This is a genomic window from Polyangiaceae bacterium, assembly GCA_020633235.1.
In the GTDB taxonomy this organism is placed as follows: Bacteria; Myxococcota_A; Polyangia; order Polyangiales; family Polyangiaceae; genus JACKEA01.
On the sequence record JACKEA010000007.1, the window covers coordinates 245,481 to 270,559 of the forward strand.

Annotated in this window: 18 protein-coding genes and 1 other RNA gene; 13 read left to right on the top strand and 6 right to left on the bottom strand. The window is 66.3% G+C overall.

Annotated features, from left to right (window positions below):
• Nucleotides 1-13: 13 nt before the first annotated feature.
• A complete protein-coding gene (locus H6717_34330) occupies nucleotides 14-952 on the top strand; it encodes a DnaJ domain-containing protein (GenBank protein MCB9582163.1) in 939 nt (312 codons plus the stop codon).
• Nucleotides 953-1,134: 182 nt separating this feature from the next.
• Here the strand turns inward: H6717_34330 and ffs are convergent.
• Nucleotides 1,135-1,223: signal recognition particle sRNA small type (ffs, locus tag H6717_34335), an RNA gene on the bottom strand.
• Nucleotides 1,224-1,326: 103 nt separating this feature from the next.
• Between ffs and H6717_34340 the strand changes: the two genes are divergently transcribed.
• The 3 genes from H6717_34340 to H6717_34350 all read left to right on the top strand — a co-directional run bounded on the left by H6717_34340 (nucleotide 1,327) and on the right by H6717_34350 (nucleotide 5,183).
• Nucleotides 1,327-2,079 (top strand): hypothetical protein, encoded by a 753-nt coding sequence (locus tag H6717_34340; protein ID MCB9582164.1) that lies wholly within the window; start codon nucleotides 1,327-1,329, stop codon nucleotides 2,077-2,079.
• Between the two features lie 52 nt (nucleotides 2,080-2,131).
• On the top strand, nucleotides 2,132-3,559 hold the full coding sequence (locus tag H6717_34345; GenBank protein MCB9582165.1) for a hypothetical protein: 1,428 nt from the start codon (nucleotides 2,132-2,134) through the stop codon (nucleotides 3,557-3,559).
• An 85-nt stretch (nucleotides 3,560-3,644) separates the two neighbouring features.
• Nucleotides 3,645-5,183: an ATP-binding protein gene (locus tag H6717_34350; protein ID MCB9582166.1), complete on the top strand. Its 1,539-nt coding sequence runs from the start codon at nucleotides 3,645-3,647 to the stop codon at nucleotides 5,181-5,183.
• 105 nt (nucleotides 5,184-5,288) lie between these two features.
• Here H6717_34350 and H6717_34355 read toward each other — a convergent pair whose 3' ends face one another.
• The gene (locus H6717_34355; protein ID MCB9582167.1) at nucleotides 5,289-5,861 is read right to left on the bottom strand and encodes a Uma2 family endonuclease; all 573 of its coding nucleotides are present in this window, start codon (nucleotides 5,859-5,861) and stop codon (nucleotides 5,289-5,291) included.
• 86 nt (nucleotides 5,862-5,947) lie between these two features.
• Between H6717_34355 and H6717_34360 the strand changes: the two genes are divergently transcribed.
• Nucleotides 5,948-6,988 (top strand): hypothetical protein, encoded by a 1,041-nt coding sequence (locus tag H6717_34360; protein ID MCB9582168.1) that lies wholly within the window; start codon nucleotides 5,948-5,950, stop codon nucleotides 6,986-6,988.
• 303 nt (nucleotides 6,989-7,291) lie between these two features.
• Here H6717_34360 and H6717_34365 read toward each other — a convergent pair whose 3' ends face one another.
• From H6717_34365 to H6717_34380, 4 genes are all read right to left on the bottom strand, one after another.
• Nucleotides 7,292-8,851 (bottom strand): methylmalonyl-CoA carboxyltransferase, encoded by a 1,560-nt coding sequence (locus H6717_34365; GenBank protein ID MCB9582169.1) that lies wholly within the window; start codon nucleotides 8,849-8,851, stop codon nucleotides 7,292-7,294.
• 132 nt (nucleotides 8,852-8,983) lie between these two features.
• On the bottom strand, nucleotides 8,984-10,135 hold the full coding sequence (locus H6717_34370; protein ID MCB9582170.1) for a KamA family radical SAM protein: 1,152 nt from the start codon (nucleotides 10,133-10,135) through the stop codon (nucleotides 8,984-8,986).
• On the bottom strand, nucleotides 10,107-11,108 hold the full coding sequence (locus H6717_34375) for a peptidyl-prolyl cis-trans isomerase (protein ID MCB9582171.1): 1,002 nt from the start codon (nucleotides 11,106-11,108) through the stop codon (nucleotides 10,107-10,109). The genes H6717_34370 and H6717_34375 overlap by 29 nt, the downstream gene beginning before the upstream one ends.
• Nucleotides 11,109-11,123: 15 nt before the next feature.
• Nucleotides 11,124-11,456, bottom strand: a complete 333-nt coding sequence (locus H6717_34380; protein MCB9582172.1) for a hypothetical protein — start codon at nucleotides 11,454-11,456, stop codon at nucleotides 11,124-11,126.
• Between the two features lie 149 nt (nucleotides 11,457-11,605).
• Here H6717_34380 and H6717_34385 point away from each other — a divergent pair, with 149 nt between their 5' ends.
• From H6717_34385 to H6717_34420, 8 genes are all read left to right on the top strand, one after another.
• Nucleotides 11,606-12,340 (top strand): UMP kinase, encoded by a 735-nt coding sequence (locus H6717_34385; protein ID MCB9582173.1) that lies wholly within the window; start codon nucleotides 11,606-11,608, stop codon nucleotides 12,338-12,340.
• Nucleotides 12,341-12,458: 118 nt separating this feature from the next.
• Complete coding sequence (locus H6717_34390) at nucleotides 12,459-14,759, top strand: heme lyase CcmF/NrfE family subunit (GenBank protein MCB9582174.1); 2,301 nt, start codon at nucleotides 12,459-12,461, stop codon at nucleotides 14,757-14,759.
• On the top strand, nucleotides 14,756-15,052 hold the full coding sequence (locus H6717_34395) for a hypothetical protein (GenBank protein ID MCB9582175.1): 297 nt from the start codon (nucleotides 14,756-14,758) through the stop codon (nucleotides 15,050-15,052). Before H6717_34390 ends, H6717_34395 begins: the two co-directional genes overlap by 4 nt.
• A gap of 101 nt (nucleotides 15,053-15,153) precedes the next feature.
• Entirely contained in the window at nucleotides 15,154-15,942 is a 789-nt protein-coding gene (locus H6717_34400; protein MCB9582176.1) for a zinc ribbon domain-containing protein, read from the top strand.
• Entirely contained in the window at nucleotides 15,939-17,366 is a 1,428-nt protein-coding gene (locus tag H6717_34405) for a hypothetical protein (protein ID MCB9582177.1), read from the top strand. Before H6717_34400 ends, H6717_34405 begins: the two co-directional genes overlap by 4 nt.
• A 400-nt stretch (nucleotides 17,367-17,766) precedes the next feature.
• Complete coding sequence (dnaN, locus tag H6717_34410) at nucleotides 17,767-18,912, top strand: DNA polymerase III subunit beta (GenBank protein MCB9582178.1); 1,146 nt, start codon at nucleotides 17,767-17,769, stop codon at nucleotides 18,910-18,912.
• Between the two features lie 12 nt (nucleotides 18,913-18,924).
• Nucleotides 18,925-20,052: a DNA replication and repair protein RecF gene (gene recF, locus H6717_34415; protein ID MCB9582179.1), complete on the top strand. Its 1,128-nt coding sequence runs from the start codon at nucleotides 18,925-18,927 to the stop codon at nucleotides 20,050-20,052.
• Between the two features lie 222 nt (nucleotides 20,053-20,274).
• Nucleotides 20,275-24,678, top strand: coding sequence for a DNA gyrase subunit B (locus H6717_34420; GenBank protein MCB9582180.1), 4,404 nt, complete (start codon nucleotides 20,275-20,277; stop codon nucleotides 24,676-24,678).
• Nucleotides 24,679-25,079: the final 401 nt, after the last annotated feature.

Sequence of the window (25,079 nt, forward strand, 5' to 3'; positions counted from 1 at the left end):
TTCGAGAGCTGTCATGGCTGCGGATTTCTACAAAGAGCTAGGCGTTTCCAAGACCGCCAGCCAAGAAGAGATCAAGAAGGCGTATCGCAAGCTGGCGGGCAAGCTCCATCCGGACAAGAACCCCGGAGACGAAAAGGCGGAGGCGCGCTTCAAGGCCGTCAACCGCGCCTACGGCGCCCTGAGTGATCCGAAGACCCGCGCGCTGTACGACGAGTTCGGGGAAGACGCGCTGCGCGAAGGCTTCGACGCCGAGGCCGCCCGCGCCTACAAGCGCGCCGCCGCCGGCGGAGGCCGCGTGCGCTTCGGGCGCGAGGGCGCAGGCTTCGAGGACGTGTTCGCCGGCGGCTCCGGCGGAGGTTTCGGCGACCTGTTCAGCGAGCTGTTCGGTGGCGGCCGCGGTCGGCGCGCCGGCCCCATGAAGGGCTCCGACGTCGCAAGCGAGGTCACGGTGGATTTCCTCAGCGCCATTCAGGGCGCCAGCCTCAAGCTCCGCGTACAAGACGGCGGGGACGAGGTCACCGTGCGCGTGCCCGCCGGCGCCGACGACGGCGACCGCGTGCGCGTCCCCGGCCACGGCGCCCCAGGCATGAACGGCGGCCCCGCCGGTGACTTGCTGCTCACCATCCGCGTGCGCTCGCATCCCGTGTTCGAGCGCGACGGGCTGGATCTGTACCTCGATCTCCCCATCACGCCGGTCGAAGCCTATCGCGGCGCCAAGGTGCGCGTACCCACGCCAGAAGGAGACGTCTCCCTCACCGTCCCCGCTCACGCCCAGAGCGGCCAGGTCGTGCGCCTCAAGGGCCGCGGCGTGAAGCGCGGCAAGAAGCAGGGCGATCTCTACGTGCGCTTCCTCGTGCGCTTGCCCTCCAAGAGCAGCAAGGAAATCGAGAAGGCCATCGAGACGCTGGAAAAAGCCATGGACGCCGACATCCGCTCCAACATCCGCGCCTGATCACGCGGCGCCTTCCACGCCGCACCCCATCGCACCCCACGCCCGATCCCCGTCGATCATTTTGTTGGTGCAGCGCGGAATCCGCGCGGCCCGATGCAGCGCGTGGCCGCGACGGGGTGCGCGACGCCGCGCGTGGCCACGACGGGGTGCGCGCCGCAGCGACAAAAGCAGACGGACAAAAAGGGAAAGGGCCCACCACACCCGCTTTCTTGCTACCGCTGCTCCCTTCCGGGCCTGACGGGGTTCCAAGCGCGCTGTTGGCGGACCCACACGCGAAAATCGCGAGATGGCGGAATAGCGCACGGCCCCTCGCGTGTCCAGCCCCTCGACACGCGAGCGATCCGTCGTCACTTTGTAGGCTCCCAATGTTCGGAATGCGTCCCCTGCTCGGCCGCGGGACCCTGTCTTTCGTGGCTTCCGCGGCCATCGTCGCCCTGGCCATCCACACGTCCTTCACTCGGCCGTGGTTGGGCCTGCTCATGCTCACGCCGCTGGCGGTGCTCGCAGCGCTCCGGCTTCGGGCGCGGCGGCGCGTGCGGCGCATGGTGCAGAGCGGCCAGGTGGAGCAGCTGGTGGGCGCGTGGGAAGAGGCGGTTTCGGATCTGCCCCACGCCGACACCATGCTGCCGTTGATCCAAGCGACGGCCCTCGCCGCCAGCGGCATGACGGATCGCGCGCGGGCGGCGCTCGAGCGCGCGTCTCGGGGCAGCGCTTGGGAAGCGGCCCTCGAGCATCGGCTGATCGTCGAGACCATGCTGCACACCTTCGAGGGAGATGCCGCGGACGCCATGGAGAAGTCGGCGCGCTTGGCGGCGTTGCCGCTTCCGGACGTGGGCCCCTCGGTGCGCGCCCGGGTGGAGCAGGCGCGCCACGCGATGGCGGCGCTGGCTCGCGCCTTCGCCCACGACGCGCACGAAAGGGACGCGGAGCTGCTCACCAGCGCGGCGCGGGAAAACCCGCTGTTGCATTGGCCGTTGCGCTATGCGGCGGCCGTGGTGGAGATCGACGCGGGTCGCCCCGCGAAGGCCCGCAAGCTGATCGACAGCGCGCCGGAGTGGCCGGAGGAGTCCGTGTTCCGCGCATACCAGGCCGAGCTCGCGGCACACGCGGCGACGCCCAGCGCATAGCTCCGTCGACGAACGGCCGGCGCTCGCGGTACCATGGGTCCCGAGCACCAAGATGAACGATCCGCGGGACCCGCAAAACCCAGGGCCTCCCACCTTCGACATCCCCGACCTCGACGTGTCGGAAGCCGGACGACCGGTGTCTCGCGCGCCTGCCCCGCAGCCGTCGGCGCCAGCACCAGCGCCCGCACAAAGCAGCAACCCCGCGGACAACCTGTTCGGCTCGGGCATGTTCGACGACGATCACTTCGACGCCGGCGGCGTGGGCGCCATCGACCTCGGCTCCGGTCACGGCGGCGGCTACGGCCCGGGCACCAGCGGCGTGTACTCGGGTGGGGCGCTCGACGACCTGGACGACGACCTCCACGCGGAAGCGCCCAGCCTCAAGCTCGCGTCGGTGCATCCGCCGGCGCCGTCCGGGCCGTCTTTCGCACCGCCGATGGGACCAGGCGCTGCGCCGGACCGCAGCGCCCTGGGCTTCGATCCGCTGGAGATCGCCGGCATCGGTGGCTACGGGGCGGCGCCCAGCGCCATCTACCTCACGCCCATGTACGCGTACCGCGTGTTCATGCGGCAGCGCGAGCTGCGCACCACGATCGCGCGGCTCACGGCGGAGCTCTCCAATGCCGAGGCGGCGCGGGACCAAGCGCTGGCCAACGTGACGGAAGCGCTGCGGCCGCAGATCGAGGCGGACCAGCGCTTCGCGCCGCTGATGGCGCCGCTCCGGGAGCTCGACGGCGTGATGCACGAGCGCAGCGCGGCGCTGTCTTCCGCCAACGCGCAGTACCAGAGCGCGATGACGCGCTTCGACGAAGAGACGGCGGCCCTCGACAACCAGCTCGGCGTGAAGCAAAAAGCCGCAGACGCCGCGCAGGCGACGTACGACGAACGCGCGACGGAGCTCGGCCGCGTGGAAGCGCGGTACAAGCGCATCCAGATCGAGATCCGTAACTTTCGTCAGCAGGCGACGGGCGGACAGCCGAACGCGCCGCTCGCTCCCGAGCATGCCGCGCAGATCGCGCCGCTGGAAGCGCAGGCCAAGGCGCTCGAGCCCGAGCTCACCGAGCGGCGCGCCGTGGCCGCGCAAGCGCGTGCAGTGCTGGACGCCGCCCAGCGCGAAGTGCAGACGATCCAGCAGGGGAAAGCGCGGGTGGACGGACAGCGCCGACAGCTCGACGTGCAGTTCCGGAGGGAGCTCGACTCCCGCGCGGCGGGCGTCCACGACGCCGAGGCCAAGCGCCGCTCGCTGCTCGCCGAGGCCGCGCGCCACGTCATCCACAGCGGGGCCTTCGACATCGACGAAGCGGCCAAGCACGCCATCCAACGCGCCGACGCAGAGGTCCTGCGCGCCACCACGGATCACGAAAAGCACCTGCAGGCCCTCGACGCCTACGACGCCAACGTCGCCAAGAAGGGCCGCACCGTCGCCATCGCCGCCGCCGCCCTGCTGCTCCTGCTCTTCCTCCTGATCCTCGTCCTCTGACCCCGGAAATAGGCAACCTTGCCACTAGGCAACTTTGCCACTAGGCAACTTTGCCTACTCCTTGCGACTCGGTTATTCTTGGGCCGTGTTTCGCTCGAGCGCGCCCGTCACCGCCGCTGGCTTCTACGACCGCGAGCAGGCCCTTCATCTCGTCCTGGAAGCTTTTGCGGCCCTCGCCGCGGGTGCGCCCCGATGGCTCGCTATCGTCGGTCCCCGCAAGGTCGGCAAGACGAGCCTGTTGCTCGAAGCCGCTCGGCAAGCGCCCTCCGGAATAGACGTCGCCGTGATCGATGTGTTTGAACGCACGCCGCTCGATCTCGAGATCTTCCGGCTGTTGTCCGTCCGCGCCCTGGACGCCATCCTGGCCGAAGAAGCTGGCACCTCCCTCTCCAGGCACCTGCACCAGCCAGCAGAGTTCCGCGCGGCGCTACATCGAGTCAGGGCGCTCGCCAAGCTCGATGCTCCGCTCCGAAGCGACCTCGATCGCCTTCCGGAAGAGAAGCCTTCCGCGGAAGCCGTGCGCCGCTGGCTCGACCTTCCAGACGCCGTCTGCAAGCGCCTCGATCGTCGCGTCGTCATTGCAATCGACGAGGTGCAAGAGCTCGCCAGCCTCGAACGCGGCGGGTTCACGCCATTCTCGTTGATGCGCGCGGTCTGGCAGCGCCACGAGCGCTCCGCCTACCTCATCTCCGGATCCGCACCGAGCATCCTCCGAGAGCTGGTCACGTCGAAGCACTCGCCCTTCTTTCAGCACTTCCATCTATTCGACCTGGGGCCGTTCGCGAGACAGGACGCAGAGTCGTTCCTTGTGGACGCATCACCCAGCGATCGCCGTATTCCTCACCCCCTCGCCGAGCGGGTCGTGGACATCGTCGGCGGACATCCCTTCTACCTGCAGATGGTCGGCGAAGCGATCGTGAGCGAGAACCCACCCTACGACACGGAAACCCTCAAACCCCTGCTTCAGGGCCTCTTGTTCTCCAGGACCGGACGGCTCTCCCTCTACTTCGAGAACGAGTACGCACGAGCCGTCGGCAACGCCTCCACGGCAGCAGCCACCCTGCAAGCGGTGGCCGAGCACGGCCCGACCCGCCTCACCGACGTCGCGCACGCCATCCGCGCTTCCACGGCATCCACGGCGCGCTACCTGGAGCGCTTGGGAGATCTGCTCGAACGCGACGAAGACGGCCTCTACCGCGTCGCGGATTCGCTGTTCTCGACCTGGATCCGCTGGCGAAGCCCCGGCGGAACCACCGTGCCCATGAGTGTCATCGGCAACGAGGCGGAACAGGCCGTAGCGGCGTTTCTTGCCAGCCTCGGCTTCGATCTCGTGTACCAGTCCCGCGCTTCCCGAGGCGCGTTCGATCTTCTCGCGCTCCGCGGCCCGGACCAGCTCGGACTACAGGTCAAGAGAACGAAGCTCCCCCTGCGCTTCGGCAAGCGCGAATGGAACAGGATGGACGCCGACGCCAAGCGCTGGGGCTGGCACTGGGCCATCGCGTCTGTATCCCCCACGGGAGAAGTGACCCTCCTCGACCCCGGCCGCGCACATCACGGACGCGAAATCCGCCTCGACGAAGGCGCGCAGATCGACAACCTCCTCCGCTGGATCGACACGCGCTGACGCCACTCCCGACGTCTTCTGATTGTCGCTGCAACGCGGAACCTCGCGGCCACGCTCGTCGGACCGGAACCTCGCGGCCACACACCGCGCCAACCGGCCCACGGCTCACTCCCCTGGCAGCTCGAACACGCCGCGGAAGATCTCGTCCACGGCGAGCGTCGCGCCATCGGAGGTCGTGACGTGGCCTCCGGCCTCCGCCCGCCGATACACCCAGTTGTCATCCTTGGCTCGCGAGAAGTGCTCGATCTGCGGCGACTTCTGCGACACCAGCACGTAGTCCGTCAGCGAGGCGAGATCTTGGTACGCGTCCCACTTGGCGCCGCGATCGTACTGCTCCGTGTTCGTCGACAAGACTTCCACCACGACCTTCGGGTTCTCGATGACGTCGCTGGTCCCGGTTCTGACTTCCGGTTTGCCGCACACGACCGTTACGTCCGCGTAGACGTACTTGTCCGTCGCAACGCCGAGCTGCAAGTCCGAGCTGTATACCTCGCACCCCGCCGGCAACTGCGCGCCCAGACTGCGCGCGACTCGAGCAGCGAGCGCTGCATGGCGCGGCGTGCCGCCCGCCATGGCGAAGATCTCGCCCTCCCAGTACTCATGGCGCTCGGTCTGATCGCGTTCCCACTCCAGGTATTCTCCCAATGAGATCCCCGACCGAATCGCAACCCGGCTCATGCGCTACAGGCTACGCCCTCCACGAAGGCAACGCCACGCTCCGTCGCCCTCAGCGCCGCGCACGTCTTCCGGTGTATCCTCACGCGATGCGGTGGGCGGCGTGGCTAGCGGTCGTGATGGGCGTCGTTGCTTGTGGTGAGAGCGCGGGCGACGGACCTGCCTCGGCAAGTGGTGGCAGCGCCGGCACCTCGACCGGTGGCGCATCCGGCAGCGCGGGAACCGCGGGCGATGCCGGAACCGGTGGCGGCAGCGCGGGAACCGGTGGCGGCAGCGGCAGCGCGGGCTCGAGCGGCGGCGCCGGCGCGGGAGGCGCGCCCGAGCGCGTATGGGGTGTCACCGTGGACGCCATCGATCCCCTCGCCGACATCACGGCATCCCTCCAGAAGCTTCCGGTACGGCCAACGACGCGCATCGTATTCGACGAATTCGTACCCGCGACGGACTACGTCACCGCGACCAAGCAGATCCACACCGTCAGCGACGTCATGGGCGAGATCTTGGACTCCTTCTACGTCAGCCAATACTCCGTGAGTGAGTACCAAGCGCGCACGTCGGAATACCTGACAGCGCTCTCCGCCGACGTGGATATCTGGGAGATCGGCAACGAAGTGAACGGCGAGTGGCTCTGCGCCGAGAACGCTTCCAACTGCACCGCCCAGCAAACCAAGGACGTCGTCGCCAAGATCCAGGGTGCACATGATCTCGTCGTGCAAAAGGGCGGCAAGACGGCGCTGACGCTCTACTACAACGAAGATTGCTGGTCGGACCCCAAGAACGAGATGTTCACCTGGGCGGCAGCAAACCTCTCGCCGGCCCTACGCCAAGAGCTCGACTGGGTGCTCGTCAGCTACTACGAGGACGACTGCAACGATCTACAGCCCGACTGGCAAACCGTGTTCTCCAAGCTCGCAACCCTGTTCCCGAACGCGAAGCTCGGCATCGGGGAGTGCGGCACCGTGAAGCCCGCCAAGAAGGCGGAGTACGTCACGCGGTATTACACGATGCAAGTCTCCGAGCCTCGTTTCATCGGCGGCTTCTTCTGGTGGTACTACCGCCAGGACATGGTGCCCTTCACGAAGCCGCTGCACACCACGCTGAGCGACACCATTCAAAGTCAGCTCCCTTGACTGACACGCACGCCATCTTGCCCTTCGCCAAGCCGCTACACACCCCTCCCAGCGGCAACATTCAAAGCCAGCTGCCTTAGTGCACGGATCGTCCGGGCACCCAGCAACGGTGGTCGTCGCGTCCCCGTTCCCCCGATGTAGGGCAACTATTTGCTCAGATTCATGATCATTCGGTGGGGCATGGTCGACCAAGTGCGCCGAATGATCACTCTAGTGAGCATTTTTCGGAGGCTATTTTCCGTGGGGCGATCCCCCCTGTCATCCGTCGAAAGCTCCAGCCCCACGCCCACAAAAGAAGCGGCGTCAGAGCGGGATGTTGCCGTGCTTCTTCGGCGGGTTTTCCGCGCGCTTGTGGGCGAGCATCTCGAGGCTCGTGGCGAGACGCTTGCGGAGCTCTCGCGGGTAGATGACCTCGTCCACGAAGCCGAGCTCGGCGGCCTTGTACGGGTTGGCGAAGGTCTCGCGATACTCGGCGGAGAACTTCGCCGCCGTGGCCGCCTTGTCGTCCGCGGCGGCGATCTCTTGCCGGTACACGATGTTCACCGCGCCGTCCGGACCCATCACCGCGATCTCGGCGCTGGGGAAGGCGAAGTTCACGTCGCCGCGGATGTGCTTGGAGCTCATGACGTCGTACGCGCCACCGTAGGCCTTGCGCGTGATCACCGTGAGCTTCGGCACCGTCGCTTCGCAGAACGCATACAAGAGCTTGGCGCCGTGCATGATGATGCCGTGGTGCTCCTGGTCCACGCCGGGCAAGAAGCCGGGCACGTCCACCCAGGTCACGATCGGAATGTTGAAGCAGTCGCAAAAGCGCACGAAGCGCGCGGCCTTCACGCTGGCCTCGATGTCGAGCACGCCCGCCAGGTACGCCGGCTGATTCGCCACCACGCCGATGCTCCGTCCCCCGATGCGCGCGAAGCCCACCACCATGTTCTTGGCGTAGTGCTCGTGCACCTCATACAGGTAACCTTCGTCCACCACCGCGCTGATGACCTGCTTCATGTCGTACGGCTTGTTGCTCTCGAGCGGAATCATGTCGTCCAGCTCGGGCACCTCGCGGTCCGTGGGGTCGCCGTTGGGTTTGAGGGGCGGATCTTCCGCGTTGTTCGGCGGCAAGAAGCCGTACAGCTCCCGGATCTGCGCGATGCACTCGCGATCATCCCGCGCCGTGAAGTGCGCCACGCCGCTCTTCTCCGCGTGAGCCCGCGCGCCGCCCAGCTCTTCCTTCGTCACCTCTTCGTGCGTCACCGCCTTGATGACGTCCGGGCCGGTGATGAACATGTAGCTCGACTCCTCCACCATGTAGATGAAGTCGGTGATCGCCGGGGAGTACACCGCGCCCCCCGCGCATGGCCCCATGATCGCGCTGATCTGCGGGATGACGCCGCTGGCCAGGGTATTGCGCAGGAAGATGTCCGCGTAGCCCGCCAGGCTCTCCACGCCTTCCTGAATGCGCGCGCCGCCGGAGTCGTTCAGGCCGATCACGGGAGCGCCCACCTTCATGGCGAGGTCCATCACCTTGCAGATCTTGGACGCGTACGCCGCGCTCAGCGATCCGCCGAACACCGTGAAGTCCTGAGCGAACAGGAACACGCGCCGTCCGTCGATGGTGCCATGACCGGTCACCACGCCGTCGCCCAGCACCTTCTGCTCTTGCATGCCGAAATCGGTGCAGCGATGGGTGACGAAACGATCCAGCTCCACGAAGCTGCCCGGATCCAACAGCAGATCGATACGTTCCCGCGCGGTCAGCTTGCCCGCGGCGTGCTGCTTCTCGATCCGCTTCTTGCCGCCACCTTCCAGGGCCTTGTCGTTCATCGCGTCGAGACGCGAAAGGACTTCCGAGCGCTCAGCTTTGCTCATGACGCGCGGCGAGTTACCACGAGCCTAGCCCCGCGTCATTTCCCGTGAGGTTCCGCGGCGAACCAGCAAAAATTGGAATGGGGCAGCTGGATGTTGGCGCGGCGCGAATCCCGTCGCGAGGGCGCCGGCGCTTCACGGATCCAGGTACTCCACTTCCACGCCGCGCGGTGTGCGGAACCGTGTCACGCCATCACCCCGCGACACGACCCAGTCCGGCCCCGCCGGCACTTTCCCGAAGCCTCCGGGCGTGTCCACGATGAGCTTTGGGATCGCGATGCCGCTCAGGCGCCCTTGCAACGCCTCCATGATGTCGATGCCGCGCTGGAGCGGCGTGCGGAGGTGTCCGGTACCCCGCACGGGATCCGCCTGAAGCAGGTAATACGGCCGCGCGCGCTGGCGCACCAAGCCGCGGAACAGCTCGGCGAGCACGGCTGCGTCGTCGTTCACGCCGGCGAGGAGCACGCTGTGGTTCATCACCGGAAAGCCCGCGTCCGCCAGCCGGCGGAGCGCGCGACACGCCTCGGGCGTGAGCTCCTTCGGATGATTGAAGTGCGTCATCACCCAGATCGGATGAAAAGCGCGCAGCGCCTTCACGAGCTCCGCGCTGATGCGCTGCGGCAGGGCCACCGGCACGCGCGTGGCGAGGCGAATGGTTTCGATGCTGTCGATCGCGCGAAGCTTCTCCAGCACGCGCACCAGCTTGTCGGTGGACAGCGCCAGCGGATCCCCGCCGCTGACGATCACGTCGCGCACCTCCGGGTGGGCCCGCAGGTACTCGAACGCGGGCGAGAGGCGCGAGAGCGAGCGCGCGCCACCCCCGCTGCCCACGATGCGGCTCCGCGTGCAGAAGCGGCAGTACACGGCGCAGCGATCCGTCAGCAGCAAGAGCGCGCGATCCGGATAGCGCTGGATCAGCTCCGGCGCGACCTGGTGCGCTTCTTCGCCCAGTGGATCGCGAAGATCCCCTGGCGTCTCCACGCTCTCGGACGCGTGGGGCACCACCTGGCGTCGAATGGGGCACGCGGGATCCGTCGCGTCACACAGCGACAGGTAATAGGGCGTGACGGAAATGGGCAGCCCGGCGCGCTCCGCGGCCTGGGCGCCGGACATCTCTTCCGGCGTCAGCGCCAGGGCTCGGTCGAGGCCGGCGGCGGTTCGCACCGCGTTCTGCAGCTGCCAGCGCCAGTCGCGCGGACGCTTCTTCGGAGACGACTTCGGCTTTGGCGGCGACGAGACGATCGGCAGCGCGGCGGCGTCACTTCTTTGGCGGAGCGGGTCCTCCACTCTTGTTCTCCACCGTTGGCAACACCACTTCGCCCAGCGCCTTGTCGTCGATCTTGACCGGAAACTTCTCGCGCAAACGCTTTTGCAGGTTGCTCTCCAGGTCCTGGAGCTTCTTCTGCACCAACGTCACTCGGATGGTGCGCTCCGCGTCCGCGAAGCTGCGATCCCGCGCGTCGGTCTTTCCCGTCATGCGCACGATGTGGAACTTGTCCCCCACCTTCACCACGTCGTCGTAGATGCCGCCCACCGCGCCGACCTGGAACACCGCCTTGCGCAGCTCCTCCGGCACCCGGGGGTTGTCGCCCTTCTCTTCACCCGGCGGACCGACGATGCCGAGATCTCCGGCCAACTCCAACGGCTGCGTCGCGGACGGCGCCGGCGGCTTGTCGAGCGAGTGCTCTTGCACCAGCTTGCCCCATTGCATCGGGGTCGCCTTCTTCGCCTCGGCCAGGAGCTTCTTCGCTTCCGCTTCGCTGCCCACCACCAAGTGCGCCACTCGGCGGCGCTCCGGATCGCGGAACTCCGCACGGTGCGCGTCGTAGTACTTGCGCACTTCCGCCTCGGGAATGTCGCTGGGCGACGGCAGCTCCGCGCGCACGGCCTTGAGCAGCTCGTCCCGCAGGATCTGGCGCACGCGCTCCTTGGTGCGCGGCTCTTTGTCGAGCCCCCGCTTCTTCGCCTCGCGCGAGAGGAGCTCCACCTTGATGATCTCGTCGAGCAGCTGCTTGCGTCGCTCCGGCGACTGGTAGCGAAGCCGCTCGTAGGGATCCATCCGGTCGATCACCGCGGCGTAGTCCCCGAGGGTGATCACCCGATCTCCCACGGTGGCCAGCGGCTTGGCGGCCAGCTCGGGAGACAGCGTCATGGGAGCCGCGCTCGCAGACGCCGCGGCGGACGGCTGCTCCAGCGCGTCCTTGTCGCAGGCAGCCACGGTCAGCGCCGCCAGCGCGGCGAAGATCAGGGCGGATCGCATGACCGCCCGGCAATACTACGGACCCGCTGGATCTGCCACATCGTCCGCGACGAGGGGCTTCCGGAAACCCTCGAAACGCCGGAGCTCGGTGGGATCCGCCAACGCCAGGAACAGGCCCTCGGAGGCTCTGAGCTCTACGATCGCGTAGGCCTCCAGCGGGGGCATGCTTGGAAACTGCAGCGTGACGCTCACCCAAGAACCGAGCGGTGTGGGGCGGCTCGTGGGTACGAAAACGCCACACGGCGCGCCTTCGCCCCGCCAGCGATAGAGATTGGCGCGGGTAGTTGGCCCGACGCCGACGTTGAAGTGGGCTTCCGGCTCGATATGGGCGCGACAGGCAGACGACATGATGCTCCCTCTGCCGATTTCATGAGCAAGGACCAGACCAGGACGATTCGTCGAAAGAAGCGGGGATCCCCGCGATCGGCCGTGCAGGGTCCAGACATCGATTTGGGGGCTCTGGACGACAGCGTGGCCAACGAGTACGACTCTGCCCCGTGAGCAGCGACAGTTCGGGTCTTCGTTACAAGCGCGTGGTGATCAAGCTGTCCGGAGAGGCCTTGTGCGGCAAGGACGGCGGCTCGGGGATCGACACGGCGACGCTCAAAGCGACCGCCGCGGAGCTCGGTGAGGTCCACGCTACGGGTGTTCAGATCGGCATCGTGGTCGGCGGCGGAAATATCTTCCGCGGGCTCCGCGGTGCGAGCGAAGGCATGGACCGCGCCCAGAGCGACTACATGGGAATGCTCGCCACGGTGATCAACTCCCTCGCTCTGCAGGACGCCCTGGAACGCTGCGGCGTCCCCACGCGCGTGATGACGGCGATCGAAATCCGCCAGGTGGCCGAGCCCTACATTCGGCGTCGCGCCATGCGGCATCTGGATCGGGGCAACGTGGTGGTGTTCGCTGCCGGCACCGGCAACCCCTACTTCTCGACGGACACCGCGGCGGCCCTGCGCGCCATGGAAATCCGCGCCGATGCCCTGCTGAAAGCAACCAAGGTGGAAGGCATCTACGACCGAGACCCGAACCGCCATGCGGGCGCCACGATGCTGGAAAGCGTGTCCTACGATCGCTTTTTGGCGGACCACCTGGGGGTGATGGACTCCACGGCCGTGGCGCTTTGTCGTGAGAACGGCCTGCCCATCCGTGTGTTTCGCATGGTCAAGGGCAACATCAAGCGGGTCTGCCTGGGGGAAGAAGTCGGGACCAGCGTCACCGACGCCGGCTGACAATCCTCTGTCACTGCCGCCCATGGCTGAGAATGGTCAGCCGCGCAAACTCTTCGCGAAACGCGTGTCGGGTCTTCCTGGCGCCGGGCGCTGAAATGCTAAGCTCGCGCCAACCGCGATGTGGCAATCGCTCCCTGAATTTGGAACCGGCGTCCTGTACGCCATCCTGGTCTCCGCTGCCTACACCTTCGCCGTGGCCATCGCCGCGGGGCAGGGTCGGCCGCGGCTTCTGCAGTCCGCGCGCCTTGGCGCCTACGCTACCAGTGCCCTCATCGGCCTGAGCGTGGCCCTGCTCGCGTACGCGTTCATCACTCACGACTTCCGCATTCGATACGTCGCTCACTACAGCGACCGATCGATGACGCAGACGTACCTGTTCACCGCGCTCTGGGGCGGACAGGACGGGTCGCTCTTGTGGTGGACGTTCTTGCTCTCCTTGTACATCACCGGCTGTGTCTGGTGGCTCAAGGGCAAGTACCGGCAGCTGCAACCCTACGTCATAGCCACCTTGATGGTGGTCGTGGGCTTCTTCGCGATCCTGATGCTGTTCGCGGCGAATCCCTTCTCCACGTCCATCGCCGGCGCGCGCGTGGATGGCGAGGGGCTGAACCCGCTGCTCCAGAACTACTGGATGGCGATCCACCCGCCGGCTCTGTACACCGGCTTCGTCGGTTGCTCGGTGCCCTTTGCCTTCGCCATCGCCGCGTTGGTCACGGGCCGGCTCGATAACGAGTGGATCGTCGCCGTCCGCAAGTGGATGCTGTTCGCTTGGTTGTTCCTGAGCATCGGCAACGCGCTGGGCATGATCTGGGCATATGAAGAGCTCGGCTGGGGCGGCTATTGGGCCTGGGATCCGGTGGAAAACGCCGCGTGCCTGCCGTGGTTCACGGCCAGCGCCTACGTGCACTCCACGATGATCCAGGAACGCCGGAACATGCTGAAGGTGTGGAACGTGTTCCTCATCTGCCTCACGTTCATCCTCACCATCTTCGGCACGTTCCTCACACGCTCCGGCCTGATCGCCAGCGTGCACAGCTTCGCTCAGAGCAGCATCGGCATCTTCTTCGTCTACTTCATGGTGGGCGTGGCGGCCGTGTGCATCGCCCTCGTCATCTGGCGTCTGCCCCAGCTCCGCGGCCGTTCGCAGATCGAAGCCGTGGCCAGCCGGGAGGCCATGTTCGTGGTGAACAACTGGGCGCTCCTGGGCGGCATGACCTTCATCCTCGTCGCTACCCTGTTCCCCAAGATCAGCGAGTGGCTGTGGAAGGAATCGGTCACCGTCGGCCCGCCCTTCTTCAATCGTTGGATGGCGCCCATCGGGCTGCTCATCTTCCTGCTCATGGGCCTCGCGCCGCTGTTCGGCTGGCGCAAGACCAGCGCCGTGTCGCTGAAGCGCGCGTTCGCCTTCCCGGTCGCCACCGGCGTGGTGGTCGCCGTGGCGCACCTCGCCCTGGGTGGCAAGATCGGCTTCCCGGCGATCGTCCCCAACGACCAGTTCTACAAGGGCTTCGTCGGTGTGGTGCTGCAGAAGATCGGCAGCGCCGCTCCGCTCATCACCGTCGCCCTGGCGGCCTTCAATCTCGGCGTCATCGCTCAGGAATTCTATCGCGGCGTGGCCGCCCGGCGGCGCTCTTCGGGCAAGGCCGGCGAGATGGAGAACCCGCTCACCGCCCTGATTCGCTTGGTGGACAAGAGCCGTCGCCGCTACGGCGGCTACATCGTGCACATCGGCATCGTGCTGATGTTCCTCGGCTTCACCGGCCGCGCCTGGACCATCGATCACGAAGTGAGCATGGCCCCGGGGGACACGACGGACGTCGGGGAATACAAGCTCACCTACGCCGGCCCACGCATGGAAGCGGACCCCGCCAAGCGCATGGTGTTCGCGGACATGGACGTCACTCGCAACGGCAAGGAGATGGGCCGCGTTTCACCGGCCAAGTTCATCTACACGCGCTCCCCCAACATGCCCACCACCGAGGTGGCCATGATGCGCAACTTCAAGGACGACCTGTACGTGGTCGTGGGCATGGTCAGCCCCCAGACCAAGCGCGCCACGTTCCAGATCCACGTCAATCCATTGGTGAACTGGATCTGGGCCGGGTTGCTCGTGCTCATCATGGGCGCCGGTGTCTCCTTGTGGCCGGAGCTGGAAGAGAAGCGGGCCGGCGCCTGGAGCTACGTACGCGCCGCCACGGCGGGCCTCAGTGGCATCATGTTCGCCGTGGTGCTGGCCGTCGGGCCCAGCACCGCCCACGCCGCGCCTCGCAGCCAGCCGCCCACCACTGCTGCCGCGGTGGCACCCTGGGAAGAACCTTCGCCCGTGGAGTCCCACGAGCTCTTGAGTGTGGGCCTGGCGCTGGGCCTCGGCGTGGTGGTGGGCTCCGGAGTCGGTTGGTTCCGGCGCAAGAAGCCGTGAAGTGGGTGGGCGCGCTGCTCGGCACGCTCGCCCTCATTTCCTGCAATCGTCCCGACGACCCGCCCCCACCGGCGGGCCGGGTGCTGCCACCGCCTGCCAGCGCTGCTGGAGGGCCCACCCTGTCCTGCACGGACGTGGGTCGTTTTCCGGGCAACGCCAGCTGCTGCGAGGGCGCCTACTGCGCCGGCTGGTGCTTCACCGATGGCTGCCGCTGTGGAGACGTGTTTGCGGGCTGCCGCTGGCCCGAGGTGTGCTGCGACAACAGCTGCAAGCGGGCCGCGGACTGCAATTAGGAAGTCCGCATTTCCTGCGCTGAGCACCCTGGTACAAGGTGTGGACAACCCGCGCACAGCTTGTCACTCGTCGCGGGTTGATTTACGCCCTCCGGACTCGAATGAAGCTCCCCGACTTCCCCGTGCCCACTCGCTTCGTGGCGATCGCTCTGGCCATCGCCTCCGTGGTCGGGGCGTACTTCATGGCCGGCATGGGCATGGCCCTGATGACCTTGGCCGCAGTGACGATGCTCGCGGGCATTGGCCTGTTGTGGTCCAGCGTCCAAAGCCTCACCGGTGAAGCCAACCTCTCGTTGGACGAAGCGCTGAGCTTCGCGGCCCCCTCGGCAGAAGAGGAACGCAAGCGCGCCGTTCTGCGAGCGCTCAAGGATCTCGAGTTCGAGCGCAGCGTCGGCAAGATCAGCCAGGACGACTACGACGAGCTCTCGTCTCGCTATCGCGCAGAAGCCAAAGAGCTGCTGCGCGCGCTGGAAGCCGAGCAGAAGCCGGACATCGAGAAGGCGGAAGAGCTGTTCAAGAAGCGCCTCGATCAAGTCGACTTCAAAGCAGAAGAGCTCGAAGACGACGAAGAGGAACCGGCGGAAGAAGAGCGCGACGAGCCGGACGGCGCCGTCGTCGAAGAGGACGACATCCTCACGGAGAAGCCCGGCGAGGTCGAGACGGACGAGGACGAAGATCTCGCCATCGTCACTCGCGCGCCCAGCACCACGGCGCCCACGCGTCGCTGCCGAGAGTGCGAGACGCGCAACGACCTCGACGCTCACTTCTGCAAGAAGTGCGGCAAGCCGATGGCCTCCGAAGAACAGCAGCTGTGCCACGCCTGTCCCGCCGTGTTCGACGACGACCTGGACACTTGCCCCCAGTGCGGTGTCGCCGTGGAGGACGCATGACCCGCCGTATCGTCGCCCTGGTCACCGTGCTGGTCGCGGTGCTGCTTTCGTCCTTGGCCCTGGCCCAGATGCCGCCGGGCAACCCCCCGCCGATGCCGGCCAAACCCGCTCCGGCTCCCAGCGCCGCTCCCCCCAAGGCGAGCCCCAAGGCGAGCGCCAGCGCTGCTCCGGCCCCCAGCGCCAGCGCGGCCCCAGCCGAGCAGGACGACACGACGGACGATGGCGGCGACGCCGATCTGCCTCCCGGCCACCCCAACATCGATCAGAACCAGATGATGGCGGGGGTGCCGCAGGATCGCGACACACCGAACCCGAGCTTGCCCAAGGGCACCATCGTGGTGAGCGTGCTCGACGAGAACGACAAGCCCGTGGCGGGCACGGAGGTGCGTCTCGGCGTCGACTACCAGAGCATCGCCGAGGGCAACAAGACGAGCTTCAAGAACGCCGTCACGGATGCCGCCGGCAAGGCGCGCTTCGATGGCCTGGAAGCCACCTCCGCGTACAGCTACCGCGCGCTGGTGAAGCGCGACGCCGCGGAGTACGCGTCCAGCCCCTTCGGTCTCAAGCGGGACATGGGTCACGACGTGATCCTGCACGTGTTTCCCGTCAGTCGTGACATCCGCGGGTCGATGGTGGGCATGCGCGGCGTGGTGTTCATCGATCCTCGCGACGAGGTGTTCCAGTTCGAGGTGATGCTCCGCGTCTTCAACGTTGGCCGGGTCACCTGGGTGCCGCGAGACGTGACCATGACGTTGCCCAAGGGCACCAAGGCGCTCACCGCGGAAGAAGGCATGTCCGACACCCGCGCGGTGCCCATGGGGGATCGCGCGGTGAAGATCGAAGGCACCTTCACTCCCGGGCAGCACGACGTCGTGTTCCGCTTCCAGGTGGACAACGATCACGACCCCACGATGAGCTTCGACATCGGCATGCCGCCGCATCTCGCCGAGATGCGCGTGATGGTGCAGTCGTCCCGTGGCATGCAGCTCAACGTCTCCGGCTTCCCGCCGGCGCAGCCCACCCTCGACAACGAGGGTCAGCGCCTGCTCGTGTCCGGACGCCAGCTCAAGCCGGGTGAGCCAGAGATGGAAGCCATCGACATCGAGCTCTCCGGTATCCCCACGCCCGGGCCGGGCCGTTGGATCGCCCTGGCCATCGCGCTGGCGGGCTTCGGAGTGGGTCTGGTGGTGGCTTTCCAAAAGCCCACCACGGCGACCCAGAAGCAGACCATCACCGCCCGAGACGCGGAGGAGGCCCAGGAGGCCCTGCTCGGCGAGCTGATCGCCCTGGAGAAGGCACGCCGTTCCGAGAAAATCGGACCCCGCACCTACGAACGCGCCCGCCGAGGCCTGCTCGAAGCCTTGGCCCGGATCCAGCGTCTGGCCCCGCAGCCGGTCCGCAAGAAGAAGCGCCGCGCCGCCTGAGCGGACGATTTTTTTCGGTCACCCCTCGGGGCCCCGCAACTCCCTGACCTGACGGGTCTTTTCAATAGTTGAAGGAGGTTCTCCACAGGTGGGGATAACCTCCGGAAAACCCTATGGAAGACATCGGATCAGGTCTGGGATATCCCACCCCGGTCTACACTTACCCCCAGTTCCTCACGTGCTCGAACCATCCGTGGAACCACATGGCGAGCAGCACTTTTGTCGCGTTGTTTCAGTAGGTTACAGAGTTTTCCCCGCTGTCCACAGGCCCTACTACAACGACGATGTATTTAAATTTCTAAGATCTTCTCTCAGAAGAGGTCTTGTTGGTCCGCCGCGGAACCTCCCGATCCGTTGGCACCTAGCGGCGCAGCCCGGACCCGGCTAAGCACGGTCCGCGATGCAGGTGGTGGTCAGCAAAAAGGACCTGCTGCGCCTGCTGGCTCGGTGCCAGGGCGTGGCGGACAAAAAAAGCACCATGCCGGTGCTCGGCAACGTGTTGCTCGAGGTCTCGGGACCCGATCAACTCCGACTTGCTGCCACGGATCTGTATCTGGCCGTGAGCGGCGGAATCAAAGCGCAGGTCGACAAGGGCGGATCGATCGCCGTCGGTGCTCGGGATCTGTTCGAGCGCGTGAAGATGATGCCCGAAGGTCAGATCTCGATCTCGACCACCGAGGGTGCGGCCACCACGATTCGCTCCGTGGGCAGCGCGCGTCGCTACACGCTGCACGGCATTCCGGGAGAAGAGTTCCCGAGCCTGCCGCGGGTGGACGACGGCGTGAAGATGCTCGCGCTCGACGTGGACGTCCTCGCGCAGCTCATCGCCGGCACGTACTTTTCGATTTCGACCGACGAGACACGCCTGCACCTGAACAGCGCGTTGTTCGAGTGGGACGCCGATCGCGTGCGCATGGTGACCACGGACGGCCACCGCTTGAGCAAGATGGAAGCGCAGGTCGCAGAAGCGCAGAGCGCGACCAGCATGCTGATTCCGCTCAAGGGCATCCTCGAGCTCAAGCGCCTGTGCGACGAAGCCGGTGGCGAGAAGGGCGAAGAAGGCGCCGCAGCCACGCTGGAGCTGGCTCAGAGCGGTCCCAACGCCTTCTTTCGCATCGCCGGTCTCACCTTCAGCGTGAAGCTGGTAGATGCTCAATTCCCGCCCTACCAGCAGGTGATTCCGGACACCACGGAGCGCGCCATTCGCGTGCCCCGGCTGCCCATGGCCGATGCCCTGCGCGCCGTGTCGCTGGCCGCCAGCGATCGCACCGGCGGCGTGAAGCTCACGATCGACAGCAACAAGATCCGCTTCGAGAGCGAGAGCCCCGAGAGCGGCGAAGGCTTCGACGAAGTGCCGGTGGAGTACGACGGCGCTACCGTGACCGTCGGCTTCAACGCGCGCTACTTCCTCGACGTGCTGTCCGCCATGGACGACGAAGAAGTGATCCTGGGCGTGAGTGGCGAGCTGGATCCCGCCGTGGTCAAGCCCGGCAGCGAGAGCGCGAAGAAGAGCTACCTCGCCGTCGTGATGCCGATGCGCATCTAGGCTCGTCCATGTGTGCCAACACGCAAGCGCCGCACGTCCGTGCCGTCTGAGCTGCACGTCGAGCACGTCCGGCTGGCGTCGTTCCGCAACATCACTCGGCTGGAGCTGACGCCGGCGCCGCGCCTCAACGTGATTGCCGGCGACAACGGCCAGGGCAAGACCAGCGTGCTCGAGGCGCTGTACCTGGTCGCCACCAGCAAGAGCTTCCGCGCGGAGCGCCTGGCAGAGCTGGTGCGCCAGGGGGACGAGATCGCCTCGGTGGTCGCCCGCGTCCGGGAAGCGGGCCTCACGCGCGAGCAGCGCGCTGCCGTGGGGGAACGCAGCCGCAGCTTCAGCATCGACGGCAAGCGCCCCCGCGGCCTCGCGGCGTACGCCACGCGCACGCCGGTCGTGGTGTTTCATCCGGGAGATCTCGGCCTCGTGAGTGGGCCGGCCAGTGGGCGGCGCACCCTGCTCGACCGAGTGGCGTTGTTCCTGGACCCCCAGAGCGCCGACCACCGGCTGCGCTACACCCGAGCCCTGCGGGAGCGCCAGAAGCTCTTGGAGGAGCGCGGGCCCGCGACGGCGGAGCTCGACGTGTACGAGCAGCTGCTGGGCGAACACGGTGCAGCCTTCTCGCGCAGTCGGCGGCGGGCGGCGGACGCCGTGACGGCCGCGCTGGGCCCCGCCTTCGTGCGCATGGCCACGCCGGGGCTGGCGCTGGCGGCGGAGTTCCGTCCGGGGGGCGACGACGACCCGGACGCCTTTCGGGCAGAGCTACAGCGCCGCCGGCGGGACGACTGGCGTCGGGGTGCCGCGACGTTCGGGCCGCAACGCGACGACCTCGAGCTGACGGTCGAGGGACGCTCCGCGCGGCGTCACGCGTCGCAGGGGCAACAGCGCATCTTGACCTTGGCGCTCAAGGTCGCAGAGCTCGAGTGCTTGCGCGACGCCCGGGGCGCTCACCCCGTGCTGCTCCTGGACGACGTGTCGAGTGAGCTCGACCCCAGCCGTACCGGCGCCGTGTATCGCTTCTTGGAGGCGTCCGCGAGTCAGGTCTTCGTGACGACCACGCGGCCCGACTTGTTCGTGACGCCGGACGTGCCCGCAGCGGAACGCGCCGACTTCGTCCTGGACGCGGGCCAGCTCCGCTCCGCGTGAGCGCGCGCTTTTCCCACTGGGCCAGGTCCGCTGAGCGCGAGCGCGAGGTTCCGCGCTGCCGCGGCAAAATGAACGACGGATCGGAGCGAAAAATCGACGCTCTGGGGCGCTCATTTCGAGGCGCGAAAATCCGACGAATTCGAGGCTCGAAACGAGGGCGAAATCCGGGCCTCGAAAGGGCTGGAAAATCGCGCCCTCGAAGACGACAAAACGGCGTTTTTGATGCGGGATCGCCTTGCTCGGAGGGCGCTTCGCAGCTATAAAAAGTGGTCTGTTTTCGCGGCCCGTCCCGCTGCTTCTCCGACCGCATCGGGACCCCCAGAATCAGGGGCCGAAACTCACCCCGGCAAGCTCGGCAATCGTGTCGAGGAACGCGCCGTTCTGGGAGGCCGCACCGAACGTGTCAGGAACATCGATTTGACCACTGACCTCCCTCCGTCCGAGTCCGAGAGTCCGTCTTCCACCGAGTCCGAGAGCCCGCCCTCGGATGAATACGGGTCGAGCAACATCACCGTCCTCGAGGGGCTCGAGGCCGTGCGCAAGCGTCCCGGCATGTACATCGGGGACGTGCACGACGGCTCCGCGTTGCATCACCTGGTGTGGGAAGCGGTCGACAACGCCGTGGACGAGCACTTGGCCGGCTTCTGCACCACGGCCAGCATCACCGTTCACTTCGACGGCTCCATCACCGTGGAGGACGACGGCCGCGGCATCCCGGTGGACGTCATGCCGGATCGCGGCGTGAGCGCCGCCGAGGTGGTCATGACGGTGCTGCACGCCGGCGGCAAGTTCGACCACTCCAGCTACAAGGTCAGCGCCGGTCTGCACGGCGTGGGCGTGAGCGCCGTGAACGCCGTGTGCGAGAAGCTCTCGTTGGAGATCAAACGCCAAGGCAAGGTCTGGTTCCAGGAGTACCGCCGCGGCGTGCCGCAGGGCTCCATCCAGCCCATTGGGGAGTCGGATGCCACCGGCACCAAGATCACCTTCAAGCCGGACACGGAGATCTTCACCTCCGTCGAGTACAGCTACGACATCCTGGCCAACCGCCTGCGGGAGCTGGCGTTCCTGAACTCCGGCCTGATCGTCAACCTCACGGACGAGCGCAACGGCGGCAAGCACGATCGCTTCGAGTTCAAGGGCGGCATTCGCGAGTTCGTCTCGCAGCTCAGCGGAAAGAAGGAGCCGATCCACGAGGACGTGATCGCGGCCACGGTGGAGACGGAATCGCCGGACACCAAAGCCGGCGTCGTGGTCGATTTCGCGCTGCAGTGGTCCGCTTCGTACCAGGAGCAGATCCTCTGCTACACGAACAACGTCTTCAATCGTGACGGCGGCACGCACCTCACGGGGTTCCGCAGCGCGCTCACCCGCACGCTGAACAGCTATGGCCAGGCGCAGAACCTGTTCAAGGAAGTGAAGAACGGCCTTTCAGGGGACGACGTCCGCGAGGGCGTGATCTGCGTGATGCACGTGAAGCATCCGGACCCCAGCTTCGACTCGCAGACGAAGAGCAAGCTCGTGTCCAGCGAGGTGAAGGGCATCGTAGAAAACGTGGTGAGCGACGTCGTCGCTCGCTACTTCGAAGAGCACCCGCAGACCGCCAAGAAGATCGTGGACAAGGCCGTGATGGCCGCCAAGGCGCGGGAGGCCGCGCGCAAGGCGCGCGAGGTCGTGCGCAAGGGCGTGCTGGACATGACCAGCCTGTCCGGCAAGCTCGCGGACTGCCAGAGCAAGGACCCCAGCGTCAGCGAGATCTACATCGTCGAGGGTGAGAGCGCCGGCGGCAGCGCGAAGCAGGGTCGGGACCGCCACTTCCAGGCCATCCTCCCGCTCAAAGGCAAGATCCTCAACGTGGAGCGCGCGCGCTTGGATCGCATGCTCTCGAGCCAAGAGGTCGCCACGCTGATCAGCGCCCTCGGCTGCGGCATCGGCGATAACGGCGGCTTCGATCTTTCGAAGCTCCGGTATCACAAAGTCATCCTCATGAGCGTGGACGCGGCGGAGCACGTCTTCGTCCGGGACGCCGCCGGCGTCCGCATGGTCCGCATCGGTGAGTTCATCGACGCGCGTCTGGACGGCCTGGCGCCGGACGAGCTCGGCGTGTGCAAGATCTCATCCGTTGGGCTCGGAGAGGTACTGTCTTTCGGGCCGGAAGATCACCAGACTCGGTTTTCTCCGATCAAGAGCGTGATTCGCCACCCAGTGAGCGAGCCCCTCTACGAAATCAAAACCTCCTATGGGCGTAACGTTCGAGTTACGGCGAGTCACAGCGTCTTCGTGTTGGAAGACGGCGCTATCACTCTCAAGCGAGGGGATGAGATTCGAGAAGGCGACTACCTGGTCGCTCCGAGGAGCATACGGTTCCCGGAGTCAGCGCCAGAGCGCCTGGACTTGCTTCCCGCTCTCCACGCGGTGCCGGAAGCGGCCGAGCAGGTGTGGCTCAGGGGCCCAGCGGTAGAGGCGTGGTTCCGCTATCGAGTGACCGCGGAACACGCCAGCAATAATCCCGACTTGGTTGCTCCCCGAGTAGACATACCGGCGGAGGTGAGACTCGAGCTAGCGGCACTTCGTCGTGCTTCCGGCGTCTCGAACGTAGCGCTGTGCGAAGCCGTCGGTATCCGCCAACCGGTCACGTTCTACGCTTGGGAGAAGGGAACCTCTCGGCCCACGGAAGAGCACTTCGCGCGCTACCTCCAGGCGATCGGAGCAGACGAGGAATCCGTTCGACGGCGAGTGGAGGTGGGTCCCAGCAAGCTCGAGCGGGTTTGGCAGGAACAGTACAAGGGGGCTCCGAAGAACAGGGTACGGCCCTACGTGCGCCTGTCCGATCTGGAAGCCGAGGATCTCGAATGGTTCGAAGGTCGATCGGACGTGGAGCTCACACCCGAGCACTACGGCAAGGTTGGCATTTCTCGCTTCATCGACGTGTCGCAGGAGCTGGCCACGCTTCTGGGTTTCTATCTTGCAGAAGGATCTTGCTCGGAGCGCAACGGAATTCGCTTCGCCATCGGCAAGGGTAACGAGCGTCTGCTTCCGGAGATGGCTCGTGCCGTCGAGTCGGTGTTTGGCCTGCCAGCAAAGAGCTACGAGAGCGACTCTCGTGTCCGTGAGCTCAAGCTGGTCAACCGTGTCGCCGCACTTGCGTGGCAACACGTGTTTGGTTTCCTGGACATGGAGTCCCACACCAAGCGCATTCCGAATCTGGTGTTCGGTCTCCCCGAAGATTTGCGACTCGCGTTTCTCCGCGGTTACCTCCTCGGTGACGGCACGGTCACGAACGGGCGGGTGGTGCTATCCACATCGTCGCCCGATGTTGCCAGCGGCGTGTCGTATCTGCTTTCGTCGCTCGGCGTGCTGGCGTCGATCTCGGTGCGCGCGCCGGATGGCGTCGTGCGAGAGGTGCGAGGCGAGCCGTGTGTAACCCGCCACGACCACTACTCACTGACGATCTCCGCGCGAGAGGACCTGCGCTCGCTTCGCGTTGCGTGGTGCGACCATGCGGGCGCGCCCTTGGTGGAAGAACGGCTTCGCAGTGACAAGCCCAGCGTCAATCGTCGCTTCGTCGAGATCGGTGGAGACCTCGTTGGCCTTCCTGTGGACAGCATCCGTAGCGTGGAAGCAACGAACGGTAACGTGTACGATTTCTCCGTAGAGCGCGATGAGAGTTTCATCGCGGGCGTCGGTGGCATCGGGTGCCACAACACAGATGCGGACGTCGACGGAAGTCACATACGCACGCTGTTGCTGACGTTCTTCTACCGTCAGATGCGCGAGCTCATCGAACGGGGGCACTTGTTCATCGCGCAGCCGCCGCTGTTCCGCGTGCGCAAGGGGAAGAAGGAAGTGTATCTCAAGGATCAGCCGGCGCTCGATCGTCACCTGATCCAGAACGCCATCGATGGGCTCATCGTGCAGGCCGTGAAAGGACCGCCGTGGTCCGGCATGCCGCTCTTCAACCTTGCCAATCGACTGAAGGCCTTCCGTCAGATCTTGGGCAAGATCGATCGCCGCTGTGACGCACGTGTGGTGGCGGCGCTCATCCGCGCAGCGAACATGTCGCGGGAAGACTTCCGCAACGCCGACAAAGTGAACGCCGCGAAGGAAAAGCTGCAGACGTATCTCGAGGAACGCTATCCCGAGCTCATGCCCCTCACCGTCCATGTGGAGTGGGACAAGACGCACGGCGGCGGCCGCATCGCGGTGAAGTTCCGCCCCGGCGCATCCTCGCGCCCGGCGGTGGCAGATTGGGACATCGCCGATAGCGCGGAGTACCAAGAGCTGCTCACCATCGAGGAAGACATCCGCTCCATCGGGCCTGCGCCGTACTCCGTCACCGACGGGGGCGAGCCGATCACGCTGGCCGACGCAGACGCCCTCGATGGCTTCTTGGAAGAACGCGGTCGCAAGGGCATGCACATCACCCGCTACAAGGGTCTCGGCGAAATGAACGCCGACGAGCTGTGGGAGACCACCATGAACCCGGACGGCCGCACGCTGCTCCAGGTGAAGGTGAGCGACCCGCTCACGGCGGACGAGCTCTTCAGCGTGCTGATGGGCGACCAGGTGGAGCCGCGCCGTCAGTTCATCGAAGAGAACGCGCTGAACGTGCGGAACCTCGACATCTGAGGTCTCGCGCGTCGGGGCGGCGCGCAGTGCGCGAGCGCGAGCGCGTGCGCCCACGCGTCGGGGCGGCGCGCAGTGCGCGAGCGCGTGCCTCCACGCGTTTGGGTCGCCGAACCGCCGCGCCCCGCGCTCTGAGCGGCTCTACGGAAGCTGAGCGGTGCGGGCCGCGCGGCGCGAGCGCTCGGCAAATGAGTCCGGGGCGCGAGGTTCCGCGGCGAACCGACAAGAAAAAACCGATTCAGTTCCACGAGTTAGCGTTCTGGCGCCTGTCTTGGGGCAGCGGGTATGCTAGGGATCGCGCTCCGGGCGCCGTGGCGCTTGGGGTGTGGGTTCGTGTGGTTCCTTTTACGAACCGGCTGATGTGTGCTCTATTCCGCGCCGGTTTTTTCTCTCGAGGTAGGTAA

Excerpts from the sequence above, each read along its gene's own strand:
- H6717_34340 (MCB9582164.1), top strand. The coding sequence starts at position 1,327 with ATGCGTCCCCTGCTCGGCCGCGGGACCCTGTCTTTCGTGGCTTCCGCG.
- H6717_34360 (MCB9582168.1), top strand. The coding sequence starts at position 5,948 with ATGCGGTGGGCGGCGTGGCTAGCGGTCGTGATGGGCGTCGTTGCTTGT.
- H6717_34375 (MCB9582171.1), bottom strand. The coding sequence starts at position 11,108 with ATGCGATCCGCCCTGATCTTCGCCGCGCTGGCGGCGCTGACCGTGGCT.
- H6717_34330 (MCB9582163.1), top strand. The coding sequence starts at position 14 with ATGGCTGCGGATTTCTACAAAGAGCTAGGCGTTTCCAAGACCGCCAGC.
- H6717_34400 (MCB9582176.1), top strand. The coding sequence starts at position 15,154 with ATGAAGCTCCCCGACTTCCCCGTGCCCACTCGCTTCGTGGCGATCGCT.
- H6717_34405 (MCB9582177.1), top strand. The coding sequence starts at position 15,939 with ATGACCCGCCGTATCGTCGCCCTGGTCACCGTGCTGGTCGCGGTGCTG.
- H6717_34355 (MCB9582167.1), bottom strand. The coding sequence starts at position 5,861 with ATGAGCCGGGTTGCGATTCGGTCGGGGATCTCATTGGGAGAATACCTG.
- H6717_34380 (MCB9582172.1), bottom strand. The coding sequence starts at position 11,456 with ATGTCGTCTGCCTGTCGCGCCCATATCGAGCCGGAAGCCCACTTCAAC.
- H6717_34420 (MCB9582180.1), top strand. The coding sequence starts at position 20,275 with ATGCGGGATCGCCTTGCTCGGAGGGCGCTTCGCAGCTATAAAAAGTGG.
- H6717_34345 (MCB9582165.1), top strand. The coding sequence starts at position 2,132 with ATGAACGATCCGCGGGACCCGCAAAACCCAGGGCCTCCCACCTTCGAC.
- dnaN (MCB9582178.1), top strand. The coding sequence starts at position 17,767 with ATGCAGGTGGTGGTCAGCAAAAAGGACCTGCTGCGCCTGCTGGCTCGG.
- H6717_34365 (MCB9582169.1), bottom strand. The coding sequence starts at position 8,851 with ATGAGCAAAGCTGAGCGCTCGGAAGTCCTTTCGCGTCTCGACGCGATG.
- H6717_34390 (MCB9582174.1), top strand. The coding sequence starts at position 12,459 with ATGTGGCAATCGCTCCCTGAATTTGGAACCGGCGTCCTGTACGCCATC.